This is a genomic window from Pseudomonas sp. LBUM1656 (assembly GCF_059716065.1).
The window spans coordinates 5,580,094-5,600,539 of the sequence record NZ_CP166800.1; the positions used below are offsets into that span (position 1 = coordinate 5,580,094).

General features: G+C 60.9%; 18 protein-coding genes. 6 read left to right on the plus strand and 12 right to left on the minus strand.

All coding sequences use genetic code 11. From position 1 onward, the window contains the following. Window positions 1-23: 23 nt before the first annotated feature. Window positions 24-593, minus strand: coding sequence for a GNAT family N-acetyltransferase (locus ACA072_RS25260; protein ID WP_497621310.1), 570 nt, complete (start codon window positions 591-593; stop codon window positions 24-26). Window positions 594-669: 76 nt separating this feature from the next. Between ACA072_RS25260 and ACA072_RS25265 the strand changes: the two genes are divergently transcribed. Both ACA072_RS25265 and ACA072_RS25270 read left to right on the plus strand, forming a co-directional pair. Beyond that, a complete protein-coding gene (locus ACA072_RS25265) occupies window positions 670-1,590 on the plus strand; it encodes a histone deacetylase family protein (protein ID WP_131061828.1) in 921 nt (306 codons plus the stop codon). Window positions 1,591-1,871: 281 nt separating this feature from the next. Further along, window positions 1,872-3,113, plus strand: coding sequence for a TIGR03862 family flavoprotein (locus tag ACA072_RS25270; RefSeq protein ID WP_497621313.1), 1,242 nt, complete (start codon window positions 1,872-1,874; stop codon window positions 3,111-3,113). 173 nt (window positions 3,114-3,286) lie between these two features. Here the strand turns inward: ACA072_RS25270 and rhlE1 are convergent, their stop codons facing one another. Both rhlE1 and yedA read right to left on the minus strand, forming a co-directional pair. Continuing rightward, window positions 3,287-4,621: an RNA helicase RhlE1 gene (gene rhlE1, locus ACA072_RS25275; RefSeq protein ID WP_497621315.1), complete on the minus strand. Its 1,335-nt coding sequence runs from the start codon at window positions 4,619-4,621 to the stop codon at window positions 3,287-3,289. 65 nt (window positions 4,622-4,686) lie between these two features. After that, entirely contained in the window at window positions 4,687-5,610 is a 924-nt protein-coding gene (gene yedA / locus ACA072_RS25280; protein ID WP_497625043.1) for a drug/metabolite exporter YedA, read from the minus strand. A gap of 157 nt (window positions 5,611-5,767) precedes the next feature. Here yedA and ACA072_RS25285 point away from each other — a divergent pair, with 157 nt between their 5' ends. Next, entirely contained in the window at window positions 5,768-6,217 is a 450-nt protein-coding gene (locus ACA072_RS25285) for an Lrp/AsnC family transcriptional regulator (RefSeq protein ID WP_095130704.1), read from the plus strand. Between the two features lie 134 nt (window positions 6,218-6,351). Here ACA072_RS25285 and ACA072_RS25290 read toward each other — a convergent pair whose 3' ends face one another. The 3 genes from ACA072_RS25290 to ACA072_RS25300 all read right to left on the minus strand — a co-directional run bounded on the left by ACA072_RS25290 (window position 6,352) and on the right by ACA072_RS25300 (window position 8,480). After that, complete coding sequence (locus tag ACA072_RS25290) at window positions 6,352-6,963, minus strand: 3'-5' exonuclease (protein ID WP_497331102.1); 612 nt, start codon at window positions 6,961-6,963, stop codon at window positions 6,352-6,354. Window positions 6,964-6,985: 22 nt separating this feature from the next. Continuing rightward, the gene (locus ACA072_RS25295; RefSeq protein WP_010467410.1) at window positions 6,986-7,465 is read right to left on the minus strand and encodes a LabA-like NYN domain-containing protein; all 480 of its coding nucleotides are present in this window, start codon (window positions 7,463-7,465) and stop codon (window positions 6,986-6,988) included. A gap of 259 nt (window positions 7,466-7,724) precedes the next feature. After that, window positions 7,725-8,480 (minus strand): DUF2076 domain-containing protein, encoded by a 756-nt coding sequence (locus ACA072_RS25300; protein ID WP_497621318.1) that lies wholly within the window; start codon window positions 8,478-8,480, stop codon window positions 7,725-7,727. Between the two features lie 177 nt (window positions 8,481-8,657). On the opposite strand from ACA072_RS25300, the gene ACA072_RS25305 reads away from it, so the two are divergent. Continuing rightward, window positions 8,658-9,332 carry a YciC family protein gene (locus tag ACA072_RS25305; RefSeq protein ID WP_497621320.1) on the plus strand — a complete coding sequence of 225 codons (675 nt, stop codon included), beginning with the start codon at window positions 8,658-8,660 and terminating at the stop codon, window positions 9,330-9,332. A gap of 227 nt (window positions 9,333-9,559) precedes the next feature. After that, complete coding sequence (locus tag ACA072_RS25310; protein ID WP_497621322.1) at window positions 9,560-10,639, plus strand: endonuclease/exonuclease/phosphatase family protein; 1,080 nt, start codon at window positions 9,560-9,562, stop codon at window positions 10,637-10,639. 120 nt (window positions 10,640-10,759) lie between these two features. Here the strand turns inward: ACA072_RS25310 and ACA072_RS25315 are convergent, their stop codons facing one another. The 5 genes from ACA072_RS25315 to ACA072_RS25335 form a co-directional block, all read right to left on the minus strand. After that, the gene (locus tag ACA072_RS25315) at window positions 10,760-11,596 is read right to left on the minus strand and encodes an ABC transporter ATP-binding protein (RefSeq protein WP_497621323.1); all 837 of its coding nucleotides are present in this window, start codon (window positions 11,594-11,596) and stop codon (window positions 10,760-10,762) included. Continuing rightward, window positions 11,584-12,387: an ABC transporter permease gene (locus tag ACA072_RS25320; RefSeq protein WP_010467403.1), complete on the minus strand. Its 804-nt coding sequence runs from the start codon at window positions 12,385-12,387 to the stop codon at window positions 11,584-11,586. Before ACA072_RS25320 ends, ACA072_RS25315 begins: the two co-directional genes overlap by 13 nt. A gap of 9 nt (window positions 12,388-12,396) precedes the next feature. After that, complete coding sequence (locus ACA072_RS25325) at window positions 12,397-13,383, minus strand: ABC transporter substrate-binding protein (RefSeq protein ID WP_497621325.1); 987 nt, start codon at window positions 13,381-13,383, stop codon at window positions 12,397-12,399. 396 nt (window positions 13,384-13,779) lie between these two features. Further along, window positions 13,780-15,150 carry an aspartate aminotransferase family protein gene (locus tag ACA072_RS25330; RefSeq protein WP_497621327.1) on the minus strand — a complete coding sequence of 457 codons (1,371 nt, stop codon included), beginning with the start codon at window positions 15,148-15,150 and terminating at the stop codon, window positions 13,780-13,782. Between the two features lie 31 nt (window positions 15,151-15,181). Beyond that, window positions 15,182-16,675 (minus strand): aldehyde dehydrogenase, encoded by a 1,494-nt coding sequence (locus ACA072_RS25335; protein ID WP_497621329.1) that lies wholly within the window; start codon window positions 16,673-16,675, stop codon window positions 15,182-15,184. A gap of 226 nt (window positions 16,676-16,901) precedes the next feature. Between ACA072_RS25335 and ACA072_RS25340 the strand changes: the two genes are divergently transcribed. Next, window positions 16,902-17,816 carry a LysR substrate-binding domain-containing protein gene (locus ACA072_RS25340; RefSeq protein WP_497625044.1) on the plus strand — a complete coding sequence of 305 codons (915 nt, stop codon included), beginning with the start codon at window positions 16,902-16,904 and terminating at the stop codon, window positions 17,814-17,816. A 108-nt stretch (window positions 17,817-17,924) separates the two neighbouring features. On the opposite strand, the gene hrpB is transcribed toward ACA072_RS25340, so the two are convergent. Continuing rightward, a complete protein-coding gene (hrpB, locus tag ACA072_RS25345; RefSeq protein ID WP_497621330.1) occupies window positions 17,925-20,444 on the minus strand; it encodes an ATP-dependent helicase HrpB in 2,520 nt (839 codons plus the stop codon). Window positions 20,445-20,446 lie beyond the last annotated feature (2 nt).

Here is a 20,446-nt window from a genome sequence, read left to right on the forward strand (position 1 = left end):
CCATTGTAAACGTCCGTGCCTGCTTATCCATGCAAGGTTTGCAGCCATTGTTCACGGGTGATGCGATACAACACATGGTGACGCAGGGGATGATCGGCCGCGAGCCTGGGATGTTCAAAATCATCGGCTGAATCATGGTGCATGCCGATTGCCTGCATGACTTTCTGCGACGGCATGTTGGTTTCGGTGGTGAAGGACACGACTTCTTTCAGCGGCATCCGGTCAAACCCGCAGCGCAGAGCGGTCCACGCCGCTTCACTGGCATAACCCAGCCCCCAATGCTCGCGCGCCAGGCGCCAGCCGATTTCGGTCGCCGGGGTGAACGGCGCATCGAAACCGACCACACCGAGTCCGGTGAAACCGATGAATGCTCCGGTGTCCTTGCGCTCCAGCGCCCAGAGGCCGAAGCCATGCTCGGCAAAATGCCCGCGAATCCGTCCGATCAGCGACGCACTTTCCAGGCGGCTCAACGGCGCCGGAAAATAACGCATGACCTGTGGATCGGCGCACATCGCCGCAAACTCCGGCAAATCCTCATCGCGCCACTGCCGCAACAACAGTCGCGCGCTCTCGAGTTCCAGTATCGGCTCCATCGTGTCCCCCCCCCTTTCCATGCCTCAAGTCTACAACGCTGGTAGGATCCTTCACTCATTCCTGACTGAATTCGTCATGCCGCTGCCGCTGATCTACCACGAAGACTACAGCCCCGAATTCCCGGCGGATCACCGCTTCCCAATGGACAAGTTTCGCCTGCTGCGCGATCACCTGGTGGACAGCGGCCTGACCCGGGACGCCGACCTGCTGCGCCCGGAACTTTGTCCCCCGGAGATTCTTGCCCTCGCCCATGACGCTGCCTATATCGAACGCTACATGAGCGGCGAGTTGTCCCGCGAAGACCAGCGGCGTCTCGGCCTGCCCTGGAGCGAAGCGCTGGCCCGGCGTACGGTGCGGGCGGTCGGCGGTTCGTTGCTGGCGGCGGAACAGGCGCTGCAACACGGGCTGGCCTGTCATCTCGCCGGTGGCACCCATCACGCGCATTACGACTATCCGGCGGGTTTCTGCATCTTCAATGACCTGGCGGTGATCAGCCATTTTCTGCTGGAAAGCGGCCGTGTGAATCGGGTGCTGATCTTCGATTGCGACGTCCACCAGGGCGACGGGACTGCACGAATACTGCACAACACCCCGGACGCGATAACCGTTTCCCTGCATTGCGAAAAGAATTTTCCTGCACGCAAGGCCGAAAGCGACTGGGACATCCCGTTGCCCAAAGGCATGGGCGATGCCGATTACCTGAAGGTGGTGGACGATGCGCTGAATTATTTGCTGCCGCTCTACCAACCGGACCTGGTGTTGTATGACGCCGGCGTCGATGTGCATAAGGACGACGCACTCGGTTACCTGAAGCTGACAGACGAAGGCGTCGCCGCTCGCGATGAAAGCGTGATGCGTCATTGCCTGGGGCGGGATATCCCGGTAGTCGGGGTGATTGGCGGCGGTTACAGCAAGGACCGCAAGGCCCTGGCTCGCCGCCACGGCATCCTGCATCACAGCGCGCAGCGGGTCTGGCAGTCATCAGGTTGTCATTGAGGCGTGAGCCTTTACCCACAATGCCTGTGGAACTGCTTGTGGATAACCTGAGTGAAAGGGTCTGCAGGCCATGCCACATATAGCCTGAAAAGCGGTGGTTGTTTTTTGATCACCTCTGAAAACACTGAAGATCAAATGTGGGAGCGGGCTTGCTCGCGAATGTGGTAGACCAGTCGACATCTTCATGGACTGACACACCGCCTTCGCGAGCAAGCCCGCTCCCACAAGGATCTGTGCTGATAGAATGCCTGGCTTCATTCCGGCATACCGTAGCGCTTCCCATGACCAACGCCAGTACTTCCCCCTTCCCACACGTCGCCATCATCGGCGGCGGCCCCGCCGGTCTGATGGCGGCCGAAGTGTTGAGCCAGGCCGGAATCAAAGTCGACCTGTACGACGGCATGCCATCAGTGGGGCGAAAATTCCTGCTGGCCGGTGTCGGCGGCATGAACATCACCCATTCCGAAGCCTACCCGGCGTTCCTCTCGCGTTACGCCGAGCGCGCGCCGCAGATTGCGCCGCTGCTTCGCTCATTCGGCGCGGATGCGTTGTGCCAATGGATTCATGACCTGGGCATCGAAACCTTTATCGGCAGCTCCGGCCGGGTGTTTCCGACCGACATGAAAGCTGCGCCCCTGTTGCGTGCCTGGCTCAAACGCCTGCGAGACGCTGGCGTCGTTATCCACACCCGCCACCGCTGGCTCGGCTGGGAAGACAACGGTGGATTGCGCATCGACAGCCCCGAGGGCGAAAAAATCGTCAAGCCTGACGCAACCTTGCTCGCCCTCGGCGGTGGCAGTTGGTCACGCCTCGGTTCGGACGGCGCGTGGATGCTGCCACTGGAACAGCGCGGCGTAGGACTGATGCCGTTGCAACCGAGCAATTGCGGCTTCGAGGTGCAGGCCTGGAGCGACTTGATGGTCAGCAAATTCGCCGGCGCACCGCTGAAAAACATCGCCATCGGCCTCAATGACGACGTGCCGCGCTTGGGCGAATGCGTGATCACCTCGACCGGGATTGAAGGCAGTTTGATCTACGCCCTCTCGGCACCGATCCGCGAAGCCATCAACCAGCACGGTTCAGCAATCATTCATCTCGACCTGTTGCCGGGCCGGCCTGTGGATAAAGTTCAGGCTGCGCTGAGCAAACCGCGCGGGTCGCGTTCCATGTCCAAACACCTGCACAGTCAGCTTGGGATTGATGGTGTGAAAGCCGCGTTGCTGCGCGAACTCACGCCGGCTGAATGTTTCGCTGATCCGGCGTTGCTGGCCAAGGCGATCAAGGCGTTGCCGCTGACGCTGGTGAAAGCCCGCCCACTGGATGAGGCCATCAGCAGCGCCGGTGGCGTGAAGTTTGAGTCGATGGATGAACGTTTGATGCTCAAGCAACTGCCTGGCGTGTTTTGCGCGGGGGAAATGCTGGATTGGGAAGCGCCGACCGGCGGCTATCTGCTGACCGCGTGTTTCGCCAGTGGGCGCGCGGCGGGGATGGGGATGGTGGAGTGGTTGAAACAGCGACACTGATCGTTGACTGATCATTCCCACGCTCTGGACTGACCCCGAAAAGTTGGACGATTTGATCGTTCCCACGCTCTGCGTGGGGATGCCTCTTCGGACGCTCCGCGTTCGGCTTTGAAGGGACGCGGAGCGTCCCGGGCTGCATTCCCACGCGGAGCGTGGGAACGATCGTTACGAGATCAAGGCTTACGCTTACGGGGCCCGGTATTAAACACTGGCACCTTGCGCACTGGCTTGATCGAAGGCTCAGGCGCCGAATTATCCCCGCTCTCAACCCACTTACCCAGGTTGCGCTTACCGCCACCGGACGTCTTCGGCTTCTTCGGTTTTTTCGGCTTCTTCACCACCTGACCGCTGGCATCGGTATCCGGCACCCGATGCTCAGGTTCGAAGTCATGCTCCATCTGCCGAGGCAACGTCTGACGGGTCAATGTCTCGATGGCCGACAGCAAATTCACTTCATCGGCGCACACCAGTGAAATGGCCTGCCCGGTGGCACCCGCACGACCGGTACGACCGATCCGGTGGATGTAGTCCTCTGCCACGATCGGCAGGTCGAAGTTGACCACCAATGGCAAATCTTCGATATCCAGACCACGGGCCGCAACGTCGGTGGCCACAAGAATCTGCACTTCACTGGCCTTGAACCGGTCCAGCGCACGCTGACGGGTCGCCTGCGGTTTGTCACCGTGGATGCCGTCGGCGTTGACGCCCAGACCTTGGAGTTTTTCCACCAGCGCGTCCACGCCATTGCGAGTCTTGGCGAACACCAGCACCTGCTTCCACTTGCCCTTGCGCAGCAGGTGAATGAACAGCTCTGGCTTGCGCTTCTTGTCCACCACCACAACCCATTGCTTAACGGTGCTGGCAGCCACGTTGCGCGGGCTGACTTCAATGCTCAGCGGATCGTTAAGCATTTGCCCGGCCAGCAAACGGATGGCGTCGGAGAAGGTCGCGGAGAACAACAGCGTCTGACGTTGCTTCGGCAGCACGCGGTAAATATTCCCCAGCTCCTCGGAAAAACCCAGATCGAGCATGCGGTCGGCTTCATCAAGAATCAGGGTTTGCAGCTGATTGAACTTGAGGGCCTTCTGGCGATACAGGTCGAGCAAACGACCCGGGGTCGCCACCAGCACATCGACACCTTTGCGCAGCTTCATCATTTGCGGGTTGATGCTGACGCCGCCGTACACTGCGTAAGTGCTCAACGGCAGGTTCTCGGCGTACTGACGCACGGCTTCGTGAACCTGTTCGGCCAGTTCGCGGGTCGGCACCAGGATCAGGGCGCGTACCGAGTTAGAGGCAACTTTCGGCCCTTCCATGGCCAGCAACTGCAGCAGCGGCAGCGCGAAACCGGCGGTCTTGCCGGTGCCGGTCTGGGCGGCGGCCATCAGGTCGCGACCGGCCAGCACCGCCGGAATGGCTTGCGCCTGAACCGGCGTCGGGGTCTGGTAGCCGAGCGTCTCGAGAGAGCGCAGCAAGGGTTCGATCAGGCCAAGGGTGGCGAAAGTCATGGGATTACCGTAGGAAAATTCAGCGCGGTTGTGCAAAACGAGTGTGCAATGGCGCGCAGTTTACCCTAATTCACGCTCGATTCTGTCTGCACCACGGCAGCCGGTCGAACCGGCGCACGTCGCCACTGCGGCAAACCGATCAGCACCACGGCGCTGATGATCACCAGCATCGCCAGCGCTTCTTCGATGCCGATGGTTTCGCCGACGAACACGATCCCCAACAACACCGCCACCGCCGGGTTGACGTAGGCATAACTGGTCGCCGCCGCCGGACGCACGTTTTTCAACAGGTACATGTAGGCGTTGAAAGCGATGATCGAACCGAAGACAGTCAGGTAGGCCAAGGCTGCCCAGCCTTCCATCGGCGGCAGGCTCTCCAGGTGCTCGCCACTCACGGCGCTGCCGATCAACAACGCCACGCCGCCCACCAGCATTTCCACGGCGCTGGCCATGGCGCCCTGGGGCAACGGCAAGTGTTTGCTCCAGACCGAACCGAAGGCCCAGGAAGCCGCCGCGAATATCAGCAATGCGGCGCCCAGCGGGCTCGATTGCAGGTTGGAGCCGAGGTTGAGCATGGCGATGCCGATCAGCCCGAGCACAATCCCGGCCCATTCGAGACGAGTATTACGCGCGCCCCAGAAATAGCCGCAGAGCAAGGTAAACAACGGCACCGTCGCCACCGCCAACGCAGCCACACCCGAAGCGACGCCCGTGTGTTCAGCCACACTGACCGCGCCGTTACCACACGTCAGCAGCAAGATCCCGATGATCCCGGCGGCTTTCCACTGCGCCCAGGTCGGTGCCGGCGCCCCGCGCCAACGCAGAAACGCATACATCAAGGTCCCGGCGATCACGAAGCGGATGCCGGCGAGCAGCAACGGCGGCCAGTACTCCACGCCGATGCGGATCACCAGGTAGGTCGAACCCCAGATCACGTACAGGGCGAAGAAAGCGGCGATCAACGGTAACGGGAAACGGCGCATGGGCAGCTCGATGACAAGACAATGTGAACAGCTATTCTAGAAAGGCCAGCGGCGTAAAATAAGTTACAAAACCTGTTTATAGCGCCAGTACACTTTTCAAAACACGGAGATCGGCGCTATAAACCGTGTTTTCGTAAGTCAGTCATTTTTCAGGAATACTACCATGGATAAGTACGACCGCATGCTCCTCAGCGCGCTGCTGGAAAACGGTCGTGCGTCCTACGCCGACCTGGCGCGCAAGGTCAACCTGTCCGCCCCGGCCGTGGCCGAGCGCGTGGCCAAACTCGAAGCCTGCGGGGTGATTACCGGTTATCAGGCGAAAGTGGACATGGCCAAGCTTGGGTTGCCGATCCAGTGCGTGATCGAACTGCGCCTGAACCAGCATGGCAACCAGAAGGCCTACGACGACCTGATCAAAATCCCACAACTGACGGAATGCCACCGGGTGACGGGTGATCCGTGCGTGATCATGCAGGCGGCGGTGGGCTCGATGCCGGAGCTCGAAGAGTTGATCAATCGCATTGCCAAGTTCGGGTTCAGCAAGACCTCGATTGTGCTGTCGAGCGCCATCGAGAAGCGCGTGCCGTTGGGGCAATTGGAAGGAAAGGCTTGATTAGATCGTTCCCACGCTCTGCGTGGGAATGCAGCCCGGGACGCTCCGCGTCCCAAGAGCGGACGCAGAGCGTCCGGTGAGGCATTCCCACGCGGAGCGTGGGAACGATCAGATACAGGGGATTGGCGATGTTTTTAGAACCCGCGATGGCGCTTGAGATGCTCGTTGATCTTCGCCGCCGGCACTTTCTGCAGGCTGACCAGCAGGTCATGGGACAACTCGCGCAACCCGTGCTTCTGCTGCAGTTCCTGAAGCAGATGCCCCGTCAGGTTGGCCGCCATCTCCGCATCCGCCATGGCCCGGTGAGCCTTGCCGGTGTTGGGCAGGCTGGCGAAGGTGGTGAGGGTGCCGAGTTTGTGGTTCGGCGCGGCGGGCATCAGGCGGCGGGCGAGGAGCAGCGAGCAGGCGAAGTTCTGCAAGCGGGTGCGTTTGATGCGGCCGAGTTCGAAGTCCCAGAACTTCTGGTCGAACGCGGCGTTATGCGCCAGCAGCGGCGTAATGCCGACGAATTCGTTGACCTCGTTCATCACCTGCTCGGCCGATGGCGCGGTGCGCAGCATGGCGTTGCTGATGCCGGTGAGTTGTTCGATGAAGGCCGGGACGCGTACGCCGGCGTTCATCAGGCTCTGGTAACGCTCGACGATGCGCCCCTGTTCAAGGATCACCACGGCAATTTCCGTGGCCCGGCAGCTGCTGCTTGGTGAGATCCCGGTGGTTTCAAAGTCGATGACTGCTATGCGTTCCAAACCTGTTTCAACTCCGTAAAAATCAATTCTTGAGCAGCAACGCGCCTTCGATCGGCACGTAGCGGCTGGCGGCGCGGATCAGCGAGTTAGCCGTCAGGCCCGGCACGCCGTAGGCCACGGCTTGCACGCCGTGCTTGGTGATGATGCGCTCCAGCAGCATGTCGAAGTCACCGTCACCGGAAGCCAGCACCACTTCGTCGACATGATCGGCGGCATCCATGATGTCGAGGGTGATGCCCACGTCCCAGTCTCCCTTGGCCGAGCCGTCGCTGCGCTGGATGTAGGGCTTGAGCTTCACGATGAAGCCAAGGTTGCGCAGGATCTGCTGGAATTGCTGCTGCTTGCTGTCGCCGCGATCGATCGCGTAGGCATAGGCCTCGACGATCTCGCCCTGTTTGCTGATATCAGCCCACAGCGCGGCATAGTTGAAGTGGCAACCATAGGCCTGACGCACGGTGTAATAGAGGTTCTGGACATCGGCGAACACTGCGATTTTTTTCACCGTGCATCCTCGTTGGCGCAGTTGCGCGCAGGCTGGGTCAGGCACCAGGCCCGAAAAGTGGCCCAGTATGCCAGCCTGAAGGATTGTTCCGCGAATAATCGGCCCGAAGCATCTTGAAGCCACGGACGAATGGCAACCTGTGGCGAGGGAGCTTGCTCCCGATGGGTCGCGAAGCGGCCCCCAAAAAAAGGACTGCTACGCAGCCCAACGGGAGCAAGCTCCCTCGCCACGGGTTCGGTGTTACACCTGTAACGTTGGGTCAGACGAAGGAATCGTCGTCGCCGCCAAAGGACGATGAACTGTCATCGCTGTAGTCGGCGTCGGTGAAGCCGCCCTGATCGTTGGCGTTGTTGTCCGCCACGCGCTGGTCGTCGCCCCAGCCGTTGCCGCTGTCGCTCTGATCATTGACTTGGGCCGGCTCTTCCTTGATGACCTCCACCACTTCCGGCTGCTGATTGTGCTGGAACAGGCTGCTGATGCCTTGCGCCAGCATCACGCCCCCGGCCACGCCGGCTGCGGTTTTCAGCGCGCCGCCAAGGAAGCCGCTGCCAATCGGTTGTTGTGGTTGTGCGTAGTTTTGTTGAGGCGGTGCGGCACCGAAGTTTTGTTGCGGTGGCTGCGAATTGAACGACGGCCGCCCCGGCTCACGCCATCCGCCATTGGAGGACGACACGTTTTGCGTTGGTGCGGGCTGCGGATCACGAGAACCACCACCAAAGATGCTCGACAGGAAACCACCGCTGGCGGGCGCCGCCGTCTGAGTCTTGGCCGATTGCAGCTCGGCCTGCAATTGCTGGACTTGCTGAGCGAGTTGTTTGTTCTGTGCGTCGAGGCTTTTGAGGGCAGCCTCTTGAACCAGAATCGCCTGGGTCATGAAATAACCTGCCGCAGGTTGGCGAGTCAGATGCTCCTTGATCCGCGCCTCGGCCTGGGCGTCGCGCGGGGCTGAATCCGTTTCGGCCTGTTGCAGCCGGGAAAACAGTCCATCGATCAGGGTTTGTTCTTCGCTGTTCATGGCGACCTCGTAGATTGCCGGCAATATCGTCGCCCTCATCCACTGTGGATAAGGTGCTCTCCAGTAATGGGGCTGATACAGGATGTTTCAATGACCTTTACCGAACGTTTACGTTTGCGCCCCAAAGGGCTTCATCGGTTAAAGTGGGCCACTGCTTTCAACCTGCGATACCGACTGATGAATTCGTTCGATGTGCTGCGTGACTCTCTGTATTTCTTCAAGCGCAATCTGGGCCAGATTGTGCGGTTGTGCCTGCCGCTGGTGATCTTCGAAGCGCTGCTGCAACAAGTGGTTGATCGCTCCACCGAGCCGGACAGCTTTCCCGGTATCAGCGTGATGGTCGGCTTGCTGGTCTATCCGCTGTACACCGCCGCGCTGATCCTGTTTCTCGATGCCCGCAGCCGTGGCGAATCGCCGAGCACCCGCGAATTGCTGTCGAGGTCAGCCTACCTGTGGCCGCGCTTCGCCCTGCTCACCGCCCTCAACACCTTGCTGATCCTGATCGGCCTGTCGCTGTATTTCCTGCCGGGCATCTGGCTGATGGTGACCCTGGCGTTTGGCGAGTACTTGCTGGTGCTGCGCGGCCTGGCCCCGTTGGCGGCGATGAAGGAAAGCCTGCGCCTGACCCGCGGCCATTTCCTGCGCATCCTGGTGTGCATCCTTTGCGTGATGGGCCCGTTGTGGGTGCTCAAGGGCGCAACCCTCGCGATTTACCCGGAGCCGCAGAACCCGGTGATTTCGCTGCTGATCGACAGCGCGCACAGCTTTTTGCAACTGTTCACCAGCGTGGTGTTGTTCCGGTTGTTCATGCTGATTGCCGATGCGCCTGAAAAGATTGATCGACCTCTTTGAAGCACGACACGATCCCTTGTAGCAGCTGGCGAAGCCTGCGTTCGGCTGCGCAGCAGTCGTAAAATCAGGCTCTGCGGTGTTTCAGGTAGACCGCATGCTGAGGGTTTACGACTGCTACGCAGCCGAATGCAGGCTGCGCCAGCTGCTACAGGGTCATGTGGTATGGCTTATTGATGGGCATGCCGTTTATGCTCGGGCTCATCTTTTGTAACGCTATAAGCCGAGCCATGACCCGTCTACTGCGCTACACCCTGCTGGGCCTGCTGATCGCGGCAGGCCTGATTGCCTTGCTGATCTACAACCTGACCTGGCGCCCCGGAGCCAAGGAAGCCTTGCCGGTCAGTTGCAGCACTCAGGCACCCACTCTGGTACCCGGCCAGGCGCTGAAAGTGATGACCTGGAACGTTCAATATTTGGCGGGTAAACGCTACGTGTTCTGGAATGACCAGGCCGAAGGCGATGACGAAAGCCCCACCCCCGAAGACATGGCCTTCAGCCTCGATGAAGTGGCGCGGGTGATTCGCGACGAGCAGCCGGACGTTGTGCTGTTGCAGGAACTCGATGACGGCGCCAAGGCCAGCGATTACCAGAACCAGTTCAAATTGCTCCAGGAACGGCTCGCCGACCTTTATCCGTGCAGCGCTCATGCCTTCGACTGGAAAGCCGATTTCGTGCCTGAGCCGCGCATCTTCGGCAGCGTCGGCCGGCAACTGGCAACCCTCAGCCGTTTCCAGATCAAGCACGCCGAACGCCTGCAACTGCCGGTTGCGCCGGCCAACATCATCAGCCGTCAATTCAAACCGAAAAACGCCTTGCTGGTGACTTACCTGCCATTGAGCGACGGCGGGCAGATTGCCGTGCTCAATACCCATCTGGACCGCGTCATCCAGCCCGACGAAACCCTGCAAGCGCAGGTGACCGCCGTGGCCAAGGTGCTCGACAAGTTTGAAAGCCGTGGCACCCCGTGGTTGATCGGCGGCGACTTCAACCTGTTGCCGCTGGGTCAGTATCGACGCCTGCCCGACGAACAACGCACGCCCTACTCCGTCGACAGTGCCTTGCATGTGCTGTGGGACAAATACCCGATGATCCCGACCAACAACGAAGCCAGCGGTGCCGATCGGGCGCGGTGGCTGACCCACTACCCGAACGATCCAGGCTTGAACGGCCCGGACCGGACGGTTGATTACCTCTTCTACAGCCCGCGGATCAAACGGGTCGAGGCCATGGTGAGGCAGGACGATACCTTGCGGATCTCCGATCATTTGCCGGTGATTGCGCGGTTTCTCCTGCCTGCGGCGCCCTAACGACCAACACAAAACCTGTGGGAGCGGGCTTGCTCGCGAAGGCGTCGTGTCAGGCTAAGTCAATGCTGCTGATCCACCGCTTTCGCGAGCAAGCCCGCTCCCACAGGGATATGTGCAAGGTCAATGCACCTCCTCCAAGTCGTCATGCAACAGCCCAAAAATCCTGCGCTTCATGTCGATAAACGAGCGCTCCATGACCATGTCCAGGGTCCGTGGGCGTTCGATCGGCACATCAAGAATCTGCTTGATCCGCCCTGGCCTGGCGCCCATCACGTAGACCCGATCGCCGAGCAAAACCGCCTCGTCGATATCGTGAGTCACGAACAGCACAGTCTTCTTGCTGTTGCCCCAGACCCGTAACAACAGCTGCTGCATTTGCAGGCGCGTCTGGCTGTCGAGCGCGCCGAATGGCTCGTCCATCAACAGGATCTGCGGGTCGTTGGCCAACGCCCGGGCGATCGCCACCCGCTGCATCATGCCGCCGGACAGCTGCTTGGCGTAGTTGTCGGCGAACCCGGTGAGGCCCACTTCATTGACGTAATAGTCGACGATTTCCTTGCGCTGTGCGGCCGCCATGCCACGCCGCTTGAGGCCGAACTCGACGTTCTGGCGCACGGTCAGCCACGGGAACAACGTATAGCTTTGGAATACCATGCCGCGATCCGCGCCAGGCCCTTGCACTTGCTGGCCACCGACGTAGATCTCGCCTTCCGTGGGCTCATTCAGGCCCGCCGTGAGGTACAGCAAACTTGACTTGCCGCAGCCCGACGGCCCGACCAGCACGGCGAACTGTTGATCCGGCACTTCGAACGACACCTGCTCCAACGCGGTGAACATCCCGCCGTCAGGTTTCTGATAGCGCAGGCTGACCTTGTCCACTTGCAGCCGTGGTGCGGCCTGCACCGGGGCGGCCGTGGGTGTGACGAAACGCGGGTTGACGGCGCTTACTGAGCCCATGCGGCAATCCTCAGACGGAGAAAACGGAACAGTTGATCGGTGACCAGGCCCAGCAGGCCGATAATCGCGATGGCCAGGAAAATCACATCCACTTGAAAGCCACGCATGGCTTTAAGGCTCAAGTAACCCAGGCCACTGGAAGCGGCGACCAGCTCGGCGACCACCAGATAGGTCCATGCCCAACCCATGGTCACGCGCAGTGTGTCGAGCACACCCGGCAACGACGCCGGGGCGATCACGTGCAGCACCGCATCGCGGCGGGTCGAGCCCAAGGTGTACGACGCGTTGATCAGGTCCTTGGAAATGCCCTTGGACACGTCCGCGATCATCACCAGCTGCTGGAAAAACACGCCGAAGATGATCACCGACACCCGCTGCTCCAGACCGATGCCGATCCACAGAATGAACAGCGGCACGAACGAGGTCACTGGCAAATAACGGATGAAATTCACCATCGGTTCAAGGAAGGCCTGGACGATGCGAAAGCTGCCCATCAGCAACCCCAGCGGCACCGCCACCAGCGACGAGACGATGAAACCCACCATCACCACTTCGAGACTGGCCCACACGTGCAAACCGAGGGTGCCGTCGCGGCTCAGGCGCACAGCGGCTTCGGCCACCGCGCCCGGTGTCGGCAGGAACATGCCTGGCACCACGCCACCGTAAGACAACCCGGCCCACAGGCCGATCAACAACACCCAGGCCAGTCCGCTCGCGCTCCAGATCACCTGCACCGGCAGGCCGGTCTTGGGCGTGATGCAGCGGCTCAGCCATGAATTGCGCTTGAACATGCAAACCTCCTAGAGCGGGCTGACGAAGCGGTTGTCGATCAGGTCGTCATTGCTGACGTTGTAGGGTTTGCCCTGCAATTCGCTGGCGGTTTCGTTGGCCAGTTTGATCAGCGGTTCGCTGTCGCCCGGCTTGCCCGGCGAGCCCAGGAGTTTTTCGCTCATGGCCTGATCGTAGAAGCGCACGCCTTGCGCGGCGGCGGCCAGTTCCTTCGGATCGGCAAGGTAGCCGCCGACGCCTTTGGCCATGATTTTGTAGGCTTCCTCTGGATGGTCCTTGGTGTACTGCACGGCTTTGTAGAGACCGGCGACCAAGGCCTTGACGTCTTCCGGCTGCTTCTCGATGACCGTGCAATTGAGCGCCACCACATCGACAATCACCCCCGGCGTGCTGCTGCTGTCGATCAACACTTTGCCTTGCTGCTTGTTGCGAACCATCGACAGGTGCGGCTCCCAGGTCACGGCGGCCGGCACACGACCGGCGATGAACGCGGTGGCGGCGTCGTCAGCCGTCATGTTCTGCACAGTGATGTCACTCATGCTCATGCCGTGTTTTTTCAGCAGGTATGACAGCCAGAACTGCGAAGTCGACCCTTCGTTCACCGCCACCGCTTTGCCTTTCAGCTCTTGCAGACTCTTGATGTCCTTGCCCACCAGAACACCGTCGCCACCATGGCTGTCATCGAGTGCCGCTACGGCCTTGAAACAGAATTGCGGACGGTACTTGAGCACTTCGTCGATGGTCGACGCCGAGCCCGACAACTCGCCAGACGCTTGCGCAGCCATGTACATCGAGGCTTCCTCGACGACGGGCAATTCGACGGTCAAACCGCCTTCCTTGAAGTAGCCAAGGTCCCGGGCGAGATAGAGGGTGCCGTAGCCGACCCACGTGGTATGGCCGATGGACAGGGTACCGGCCTGGGCGCTGGTGGCGACCGTGGCGGCGATGGCGGTGACCGCCAGTGGATGAGCGACGCGGATAAGCAAGGACTTGATCATGGAGCACTCCCAAAGCTGTTGATTTAGTTTTGTCATGGGCAGTACGGCCAGTGGCCTTGGAGCAGTTGCCACCGGTGGTCTCTGAGGGACCTTTCGGTGGTCAGCGATTGGCTGACTGGCGAAGTCGATGTTGGACCAGGGGCAGGAATAGGAAAATCAGGAAATATGTCGTTGGGAGTGATGAAAAAACTGGGTAGCGTGCGCCGTAAAAGGGCGGGGTTGGCGGGTGTGCACGGGGTGGGTGCAAAACATGAAATGCGTGTTGAATCGGCCATAGCATTCGCGAGCAAGCCCGCTCCCACAGTGGATCTAGGTCGGTCACAAAAATTGTGTACGACACCGATCAAATGTGGGAGCGGGCTTGCTCGCGAAGAGGCCTGAAAGAGCGCTACAAGATTAAAGTCTGCCGTATTCCAGAGCCGTTCGATCGACTGCCTTCAAGGTTTTGCCAACAAGCTCATCAACCTCCTCCCGACTGGCAATCAACGCCGGCGCCATGATCATCCGCCCCAGCGTCGAGCGAATAATCACCCCCTCCTCAAAGCCAATCGTGCGGCAACGCCAGGCAATGTCGTTCTCATTGGCAAACCGCTTACGGCTGGTCCTGTCCTCCGCCAACTGCAGCGCCGCCACCATGCCGACACCCTGAATGTCCCCCACCAACGGGTGATTGCCGAACACCTCGCGCAAGCACTGTTGCAAGTACGGCCCGATGTCATCCTTGACCCGCGTCACCACCCCTTCATCGCGCAACGCCTTGAGGTTGGCGATGGCCACCGCCGCTGCCACCGGGTGCCCGGAATACGTCAGGCCGTGGGCAAATACGCCGCCCTGTTCCACCAGCACCTGAGACATTTTCTTCGACAGGATCAGCCCGCCCATAGGGATGTAACCGGAGGTCAGCCCCTTGGCGATCGACAACGTGTCCGGCTCGAAACCGAAGTGCTCGTGAGCGAACCATTCGCCGGTACGACCGAAGCCACCGATCACTTCATCGGCACACAACAGTACGTCGTACTGGCGGCAGATCCGCTGAATCTCCGGCCAGTAACTTTCTGGTGGGAAGATCATCCCGCCCGCGCCCTGGAACGGTTCGGCGATAAACCCGGCGACCTTGTCCGCGCCCAGTTCGAGAATCTTCGCTTCCAGTTGCTGCGCGGCCCGCAGGCCGAACTCGGCCGGGGTCAGGTTGCCCTCGTGGGCAAAAAAGTACGGTTCATCAATGTGTTCGATGTCGGGGAGCATGCCGCCCATTTCATGCATGAATTTCATGCCGCCGAGCGCCGTCGCTGCCAGCGTCGAGCCGTGATAACCGTTCCAGCGACCGATCATGATTTTCTTCTCGGGCTTGCCGAGGATCGTCCAGTAACGCCGTACGGTACGGATCAGCACCTCGTTGGCTTCGGAGCCGGAGTTGGTGTAGATCGCGTGGCTGTAGTGCCCCGGCAACAGGCTGAACAGCAGCTCCGAGAGTTCGATCACCTGCGGGTGGGTGGTGTGGAAAAACATGTTGTAGTACGGCAACTGCTCAAGTTGCCGGGTCGCCGCTGCGGCCAGGTCCTTGCGGCCGTAACCGAGGTTGGTGCACCACAACCCGGACATGCCGTCGAGGTAACGGCGCCCATCGTTGTCCCACAGGTGCAGGCGCTCGCCGCGGACCATCACCCGCGGTCCTTCATCGTTGAGCGCTTTTTGATCGACGAATGCGTGGATGTGGTGCGCAGCGTCGGCGGCCTGGTAGTCGCGGGTTTCACGTGGTGTGGTCATCGCCAGTTCTCCGTTTTGTTATGAGCGGCTGTCATGAGCGCAGCTGAAACCAGGTGGTTTTCAACTGGGTGTATTTATCGAATGAATGCAGCGACAAGTCGCGGCCGAAACCGGACTGTTTGCCGCCACCGAAAGGCACGGTCACGTCGAGCGCATCGACACAGTTGACCGACACCGTGCCCGCTCGCAATTGCCGCGCCACACGGTGGGCGCGGTTGAGGTCGTCGGTCCACAGCGAGGCCGCCAATCCGTAGACGCTGTCGTTGGCCAGTTGCAAGGCATGGGCCTCGTCGTCGAACGCAGTGACCGCCAGCACCGGGCCGAACACTTCATCGCGAAACAGCGGCATGTCCGGGCTCACGCCGGTAAAAATCGTCGGCTGAATGAAGTTGTCGGAACCGTTGAAAATCGATTGCCTACCACCGCACTCCTTGGTCGCACCAAGGCGTTCGGCCTGCTGAATGAACTTCATGATCCGCGCGGTCTGGCGGCTGTCGACAATCGCCCCGGCGCTGCTCGACGGGTCCAGCGGATCACCCGGCAACCAGCGCTCGGCCTGCACTTTGAGGCGCTCGACGAACTCATCATGAATCGAACGCTGCACCAGCAACCGAGAGTTGGCCGAGCAGACTTCGCCCTGATTGAAGAAGATGCCAAACGCGGCTTTCTCGGCAGCCAGGTCCAGGTCCTGGCAATCAGCGAACACCAGATTGGCGCTCTTGCCGCCGCACTCCAGCCACACCTGTTTCAGGTTCGATTGCGCCGAGTACTGCATGAAATATTTACCGACTTCAGTGGAACCGGTGAACACCAGGCAATCGACGTCAGGGTGCAAACCGAGGGCTTTGCCGGTCTGCTCGCCGAGGCCCGGCAGCACGTTCAGCACGCCGGGCGGCAGGCCGGCTTCCAGCGCCAGTTCGGCCAGACGTAACGCGGAGAACGGTGATTGCTCGGCGGGTTTGAGGATCACCGAATTGCCTGCAGCCAAGGCTGGTGCGAGTTTCCACGCGGCCATGTCCAGCGGGAAATTCCATGGCACCACGGCAGCAACTACGCCCAGCGCTTCGCGGGTGATGGTCGCCAGCACGTTTTGCGCGCTGGGGGCGATCTGGTCGTAGAGTTTGTCGAGGCTTTCGGCGTACCAGCGGAACACCCCGGTGGCGCCCGGGACGTCGATGTTGTAGGCGTCCATCACTGGTTTGCCCATGCTCAGCGAGTCGAGCAGCGCCAATTCTTCGCGGTGAGTCATGATCAGATCAGCCAGGCGCAGCAACACTTGCTTGCGCTCGCTCGGCGAATGCGCCGACCAGGTGCCGGCCTCGAATACTTGCCGCGCATTGCGTACTGCCGCGTCCACCTCTTCAGTTCCGCAAGCGGTCACGTCAGCCAGGCGCTGGCCAGTCGCGGGGTTGATCGCAGTGAAGGTCTGCCCCGACTGCGCCGAACGGGGTTGGCCGTCGATCACGGCCAGATCGGGAAACCGCAGCGTGGCGGCTTTGTTTTGCCAGTATGCAAGCTCGAACACGTTCAGATGCTCCATGGGCTTTTCTTGTGTTTTGGATGGTGGCCCAGGCCCGAGTCCAGTAAAAATAGTAAAAATGTCTTCGCAGACCATGAAAAAACTGGGCAGCCAATCTCCCCGGTTGCGCGGGATGTGGTTATTGTTCAAACACAACAACACCGTCGTCAGAACGGATGCAGTCGGCGCAAAAATTGCCTGGATGTCGAGTCCATCCACCCCGAGGTTTGCCGTGGCTGCCTACAACCTGCGTCAATTGAAGTACTTCATCACCACCGTCGAATGCGGCAGCGTCGCCGAGGCTTCGCGCAAGCTGTACATCGCCCAGCCGGCGATCTCCACCGCGATTAAAGGCCTGGAAGACAGCTTCGGCGTGCAGCTGCTGATCCGTCATCACGCCCAAGGCGTGTCCCTGACACCGAGCGGTGCACGCTTCTATCGCAAGGCCCAGGAACTGCTGCGCATGGCAAAGGAGTTCGAACAGAACGCCCTGGCCGATAACGACGTGGTGGCCGGGCAAATCGATATCGGCTGCTTCGAAACGGTCGCTCCGCTGTACCTGCCGCAGTTGATTGCCGGGTTCTCGGCGCTGTACCCGGGGGTAAAAATCCGCATCCGCGACGGCGAACAGCAAGAGCTGGTGCAAGGCCTGACCTCGGGCACCTTCGACTTGGCGATTCTCTACGAACACGAACTCGACGCCACCATTCAGACCGAACCGCTGATGCCAGCGCAGCGACCTTACGCGTTGCTGCCGGCGGACCATCGCTTCGCCCAGCTCAAGCAAGTGTCGCTGCGCGATCTGTGCCTGGAGCCGATGATTCTGCTGGACGTGCAACCGAGCCGGACCTACTTCGTCAGCCTGTTCGAAGAATTGGGCCTGTCGCCGAACATTGCCTTCAGCTCACCGTCGATCGAGATGGTCCGGGGGATGGTCGGGCAAGGGTTCGGCTTTTCGATCCTGGTGACGCGGCCGCATTCGGAATGCACCTATGACGGCAAGAAAGTGGTGTGCGTGGATATTGTCGAAGACGTCACCGGATCCGGGTTGGTGGCGGCGTGGTTGAAGCGTGGGCAACTGACCAAACCGGCGCAGTTGTTTGCTGACTACTGCCGGGCGCAATTGACCGCGAAAGCTGCCTCTTGAACATCAACGTCAAAAGAACGCAGCCTCGTTTCACTCGACAGCTGCTACATGTGCCTCGTATCCCTTGTAGCAGCTGTCGAGTGAAACGAGGCTGCGTTCTTTTGATCTTCAACTTTTACGCGGTTTGATCCGCGCCGTAGCCTCAGCCACCAACGGATCATCCGGCCAGTAATGCTTCGGATACCGCCCCTTCAAATCCTTCTTCACCTCGGCATACGTGCTGCGCCAAAAGTTTGCCAGATCCTGGGTCACCTGCACCGGCCGCCGCGCCGGGGACAGCAGATGCAGCTTCACCACTTGCCGGCCCCCGGCGATGCGCGGGGTTTCGGCGAGGCCAAACAACTCCTGCAACCGCACCGCCAGAATCGGTGGCTGCTCGCTGTAATCCAGTCGAATCGATGAACCCGATGGCACGCTCAGATGATGCGGTGCCTGCTCGTCCAGCCGTTGCGGCAGCGGCCAGGGCAGCAGGTTGTGGACGATGCTCGACAGGTCGAGGTTGGCGAAATGACTGAGCCGCGAGACTTTGCCCAGATACGGCATCAACCAGTGTTCGAGGTTTTTGAGCAACGCGGCGTCGCTGACATCCGGCCACTCACTCTCGCTCTTGCCGGCAAGGTCCAATTGGCGCAACAACGCCACCCGCGCCTGCCACTGACGCAGCTCCGGGGTCCACGGCAACAGCTCCAGCCCCTTGCGCCGAACCAGATTCACCAGCGCCTGGCTGCGAGCGGTTTCATCAAGTCCGGTCAGCGGTTCACGGCTGAGGATCAATTCACCGACCTTGCGCTGACGCTCGGCGCGCAACACACCTTCGCGTTCATCCCAATCCAGTTGATCGACCACGCGCACTTGCTCGGCCAGCACCGAATCGAACAACGCCGGATCGAAATCCGCCGCCAGATAAATCCGTTCCTCACGCTGGCCCTGACGACTGCCCAGATCTGCAATCACCAACCACGCTTGCTTCATCAAACTGTCCGCGTCAGCGAACAACGCCGCTCGGCCGTTGGCCAGACGATATTCCGCGCCACCGGACCGACGTTGTTGGGCGACGCGGTCGGGGTAGGCCAACGCGAGCAACGCACCGAGCCAGCGCGGATGATCCGGATCGCTCACCGGCTCCGACGCTTTGCCGCGCAGGTAACCGCGATACTGCCGCGCCAGTTGCCGGGCGCGCTGCACGCCGCCCTGAGCACCGCGAGCAGCGCGTTCTTCGCCAGACAACAAGACCAATCGGCTATGCAGATCCGCCCCAGCGCCACGCAAGATGTCCCGCTCGCCGAGCAATGCCGCGACATCGCAAGCCATGTCGGCCAAACCGAGCGCCTGGCCGCGTAACAACAAATGCGCGATGCGCGGATGCGCCGGCAGTTCAGCCATGGCCTGACCGTGACGAGTCAGCGCTTCGCCGTCCAATGCGCCCAGACGATCAAGCAGATCCTGAGCCTGTGCATAAGCGGCGGCGGGCGGTACGTCGAGCCACACCAATTGCGTCGGTGTCACGCCCCAGCGCCCTAGCTGCAAGGCCAGACCGGCGAGATCGGCCGAGAGGATTTCTGCGCTGGCATAGGCTGCCAGTTGCTCGTGCTGATCCTGCGACCACAACCGATAACACACGCCCGGCTCAAGGCGCCCTGCCCGGCCGGCGCGTTGCGTGGCGCTGGCTTTGGAAATACGCTGGGTGTCGAGCCGGGTCATGCCGCTGCCGGGATCGAAACGCGGCACCCGCGCCAGCCCGGCATCGATCACCACGCGCACGCCGTCGATGGTCAGGCTGGTTTCGGCGATGTTGGTCGCCAGCACCACTTTGCGCTTGCCCGCCGGGGCCGGATCGATTGCCGCGCGTTGAGCGGCGAGGTCCAGTTCACCGTGCAACGGGCAGAGCAACACCTGCGTGTTCTCGCCTAGCGCATCAGCCAATTGCTGATGCACGCGCCGGATTTCCGCCTGTCCCGGCAGGAACACCAGCACGCTGCCGGCTTCATCATTCAAGGCTTCAAGAATCGTCTGCACCAGACGCGGCTCGATGAACTCACCTGGCTGGAACGGCCGGCCCCAGCGCATCGCCACCGGGTACATGCGACCTTCACTGCGCAGGATCGGCGCGTCGTCGAGCAGCCCGGCCAGGCGTTCGCCCTCCAGGGTTGCAGACATCAAAAGGATTTTCAGTGGTTGATCGTCGCGAAACAGCTCCCGGCCATTCAGGCTCAGGGCCAATGCCAGATCAGCATCGAGGCTGCGCTCATGGAATTCGTCGAAGATCAGCAGGCCAACGCCTTCGAGTGCCGGGTCATCCTGCAAGCGGCGTGTAAGGATGCCTTCGGTGACCACTTCGATACGGGTCTTGGGGCCGACTTTGCTGTCGAGACGAATGCGATAGCCGACAGTCTCACCGACCTTCTCCCCCTGCTCACTGGCCAGACGCTCCGCCGCTGCCCGCGCCGCCAAACGGCGCGGTTCAAGCATCAGAATGGTTTGCCCGGCCAACCACGGCTCGTTGAGCAAGGCCAGCGGAACACGGGTGGTTTTACCGGCGCCGGGCGGTGCTTCGAGCACGGCTTCGTGGCGTGTCGCCAAGGCTTCACGCAGGGCGGGTAAAACTTCATCAATCGGTAGAGAAATCATGC

Excerpts from the sequence above, each read along its gene's own strand:
- ACA072_RS25305 (WP_497621320.1), top strand. The coding sequence starts at position 8,658 with ATGAATTCGTTCGATGTGCTGCGTGACTCTCTGTATTTCTTCAAGCGC.
- ACA072_RS25310 (WP_497621322.1), top strand. The coding sequence starts at position 9,560 with ATGACCCGTCTACTGCGCTACACCCTGCTGGGCCTGCTGATCGCGGCA.
- ACA072_RS25325 (WP_497621325.1), bottom strand. The coding sequence starts at position 13,383 with ATGATCAAGTCCTTGCTTATCCGCGTCGCTCATCCACTGGCGGTCACC.
- ACA072_RS25285 (WP_095130704.1), top strand. The coding sequence starts at position 5,768 with ATGGATAAGTACGACCGCATGCTCCTCAGCGCGCTGCTGGAAAACGGT.
- ACA072_RS25300 (WP_497621318.1), bottom strand. The coding sequence starts at position 8,480 with ATGAACAGCGAAGAACAAACCCTGATCGATGGACTGTTTTCCCGGCTG.
- ACA072_RS25320 (WP_010467403.1), bottom strand. The coding sequence starts at position 12,387 with ATGTTCAAGCGCAATTCATGGCTGAGCCGCTGCATCACGCCCAAGACC.
- ACA072_RS25270 (WP_497621313.1), top strand. The coding sequence starts at position 1,872 with ATGACCAACGCCAGTACTTCCCCCTTCCCACACGTCGCCATCATCGGC.
- ACA072_RS25315 (WP_497621323.1), bottom strand. The coding sequence starts at position 11,596 with ATGGGCTCAGTAAGCGCCGTCAACCCGCGTTTCGTCACACCCACGGCC.
- ACA072_RS25330 (WP_497621327.1), bottom strand. The coding sequence starts at position 15,150 with ATGACCACACCACGTGAAACCCGCGACTACCAGGCCGCCGACGCTGCG.
- ACA072_RS25265 (WP_131061828.1), top strand. The coding sequence starts at position 670 with ATGCCGCTGCCGCTGATCTACCACGAAGACTACAGCCCCGAATTCCCG.
- ACA072_RS25260 (WP_497621310.1), bottom strand. The coding sequence starts at position 593 with ATGGAGCCGATACTGGAACTCGAGAGCGCGCGACTGTTGTTGCGGCAG.
- rhlE1 (WP_497621315.1), bottom strand. The coding sequence starts at position 4,621 with ATGACTTTCGCCACCCTTGGCCTGATCGAACCCTTGCTGCGCTCTCTC.
- hrpB (WP_497621330.1), bottom strand. The coding sequence starts at position 20,444 with ATGATTTCTCTACCGATTGATGAAGTTTTACCCGCCCTGCGTGAAGCC.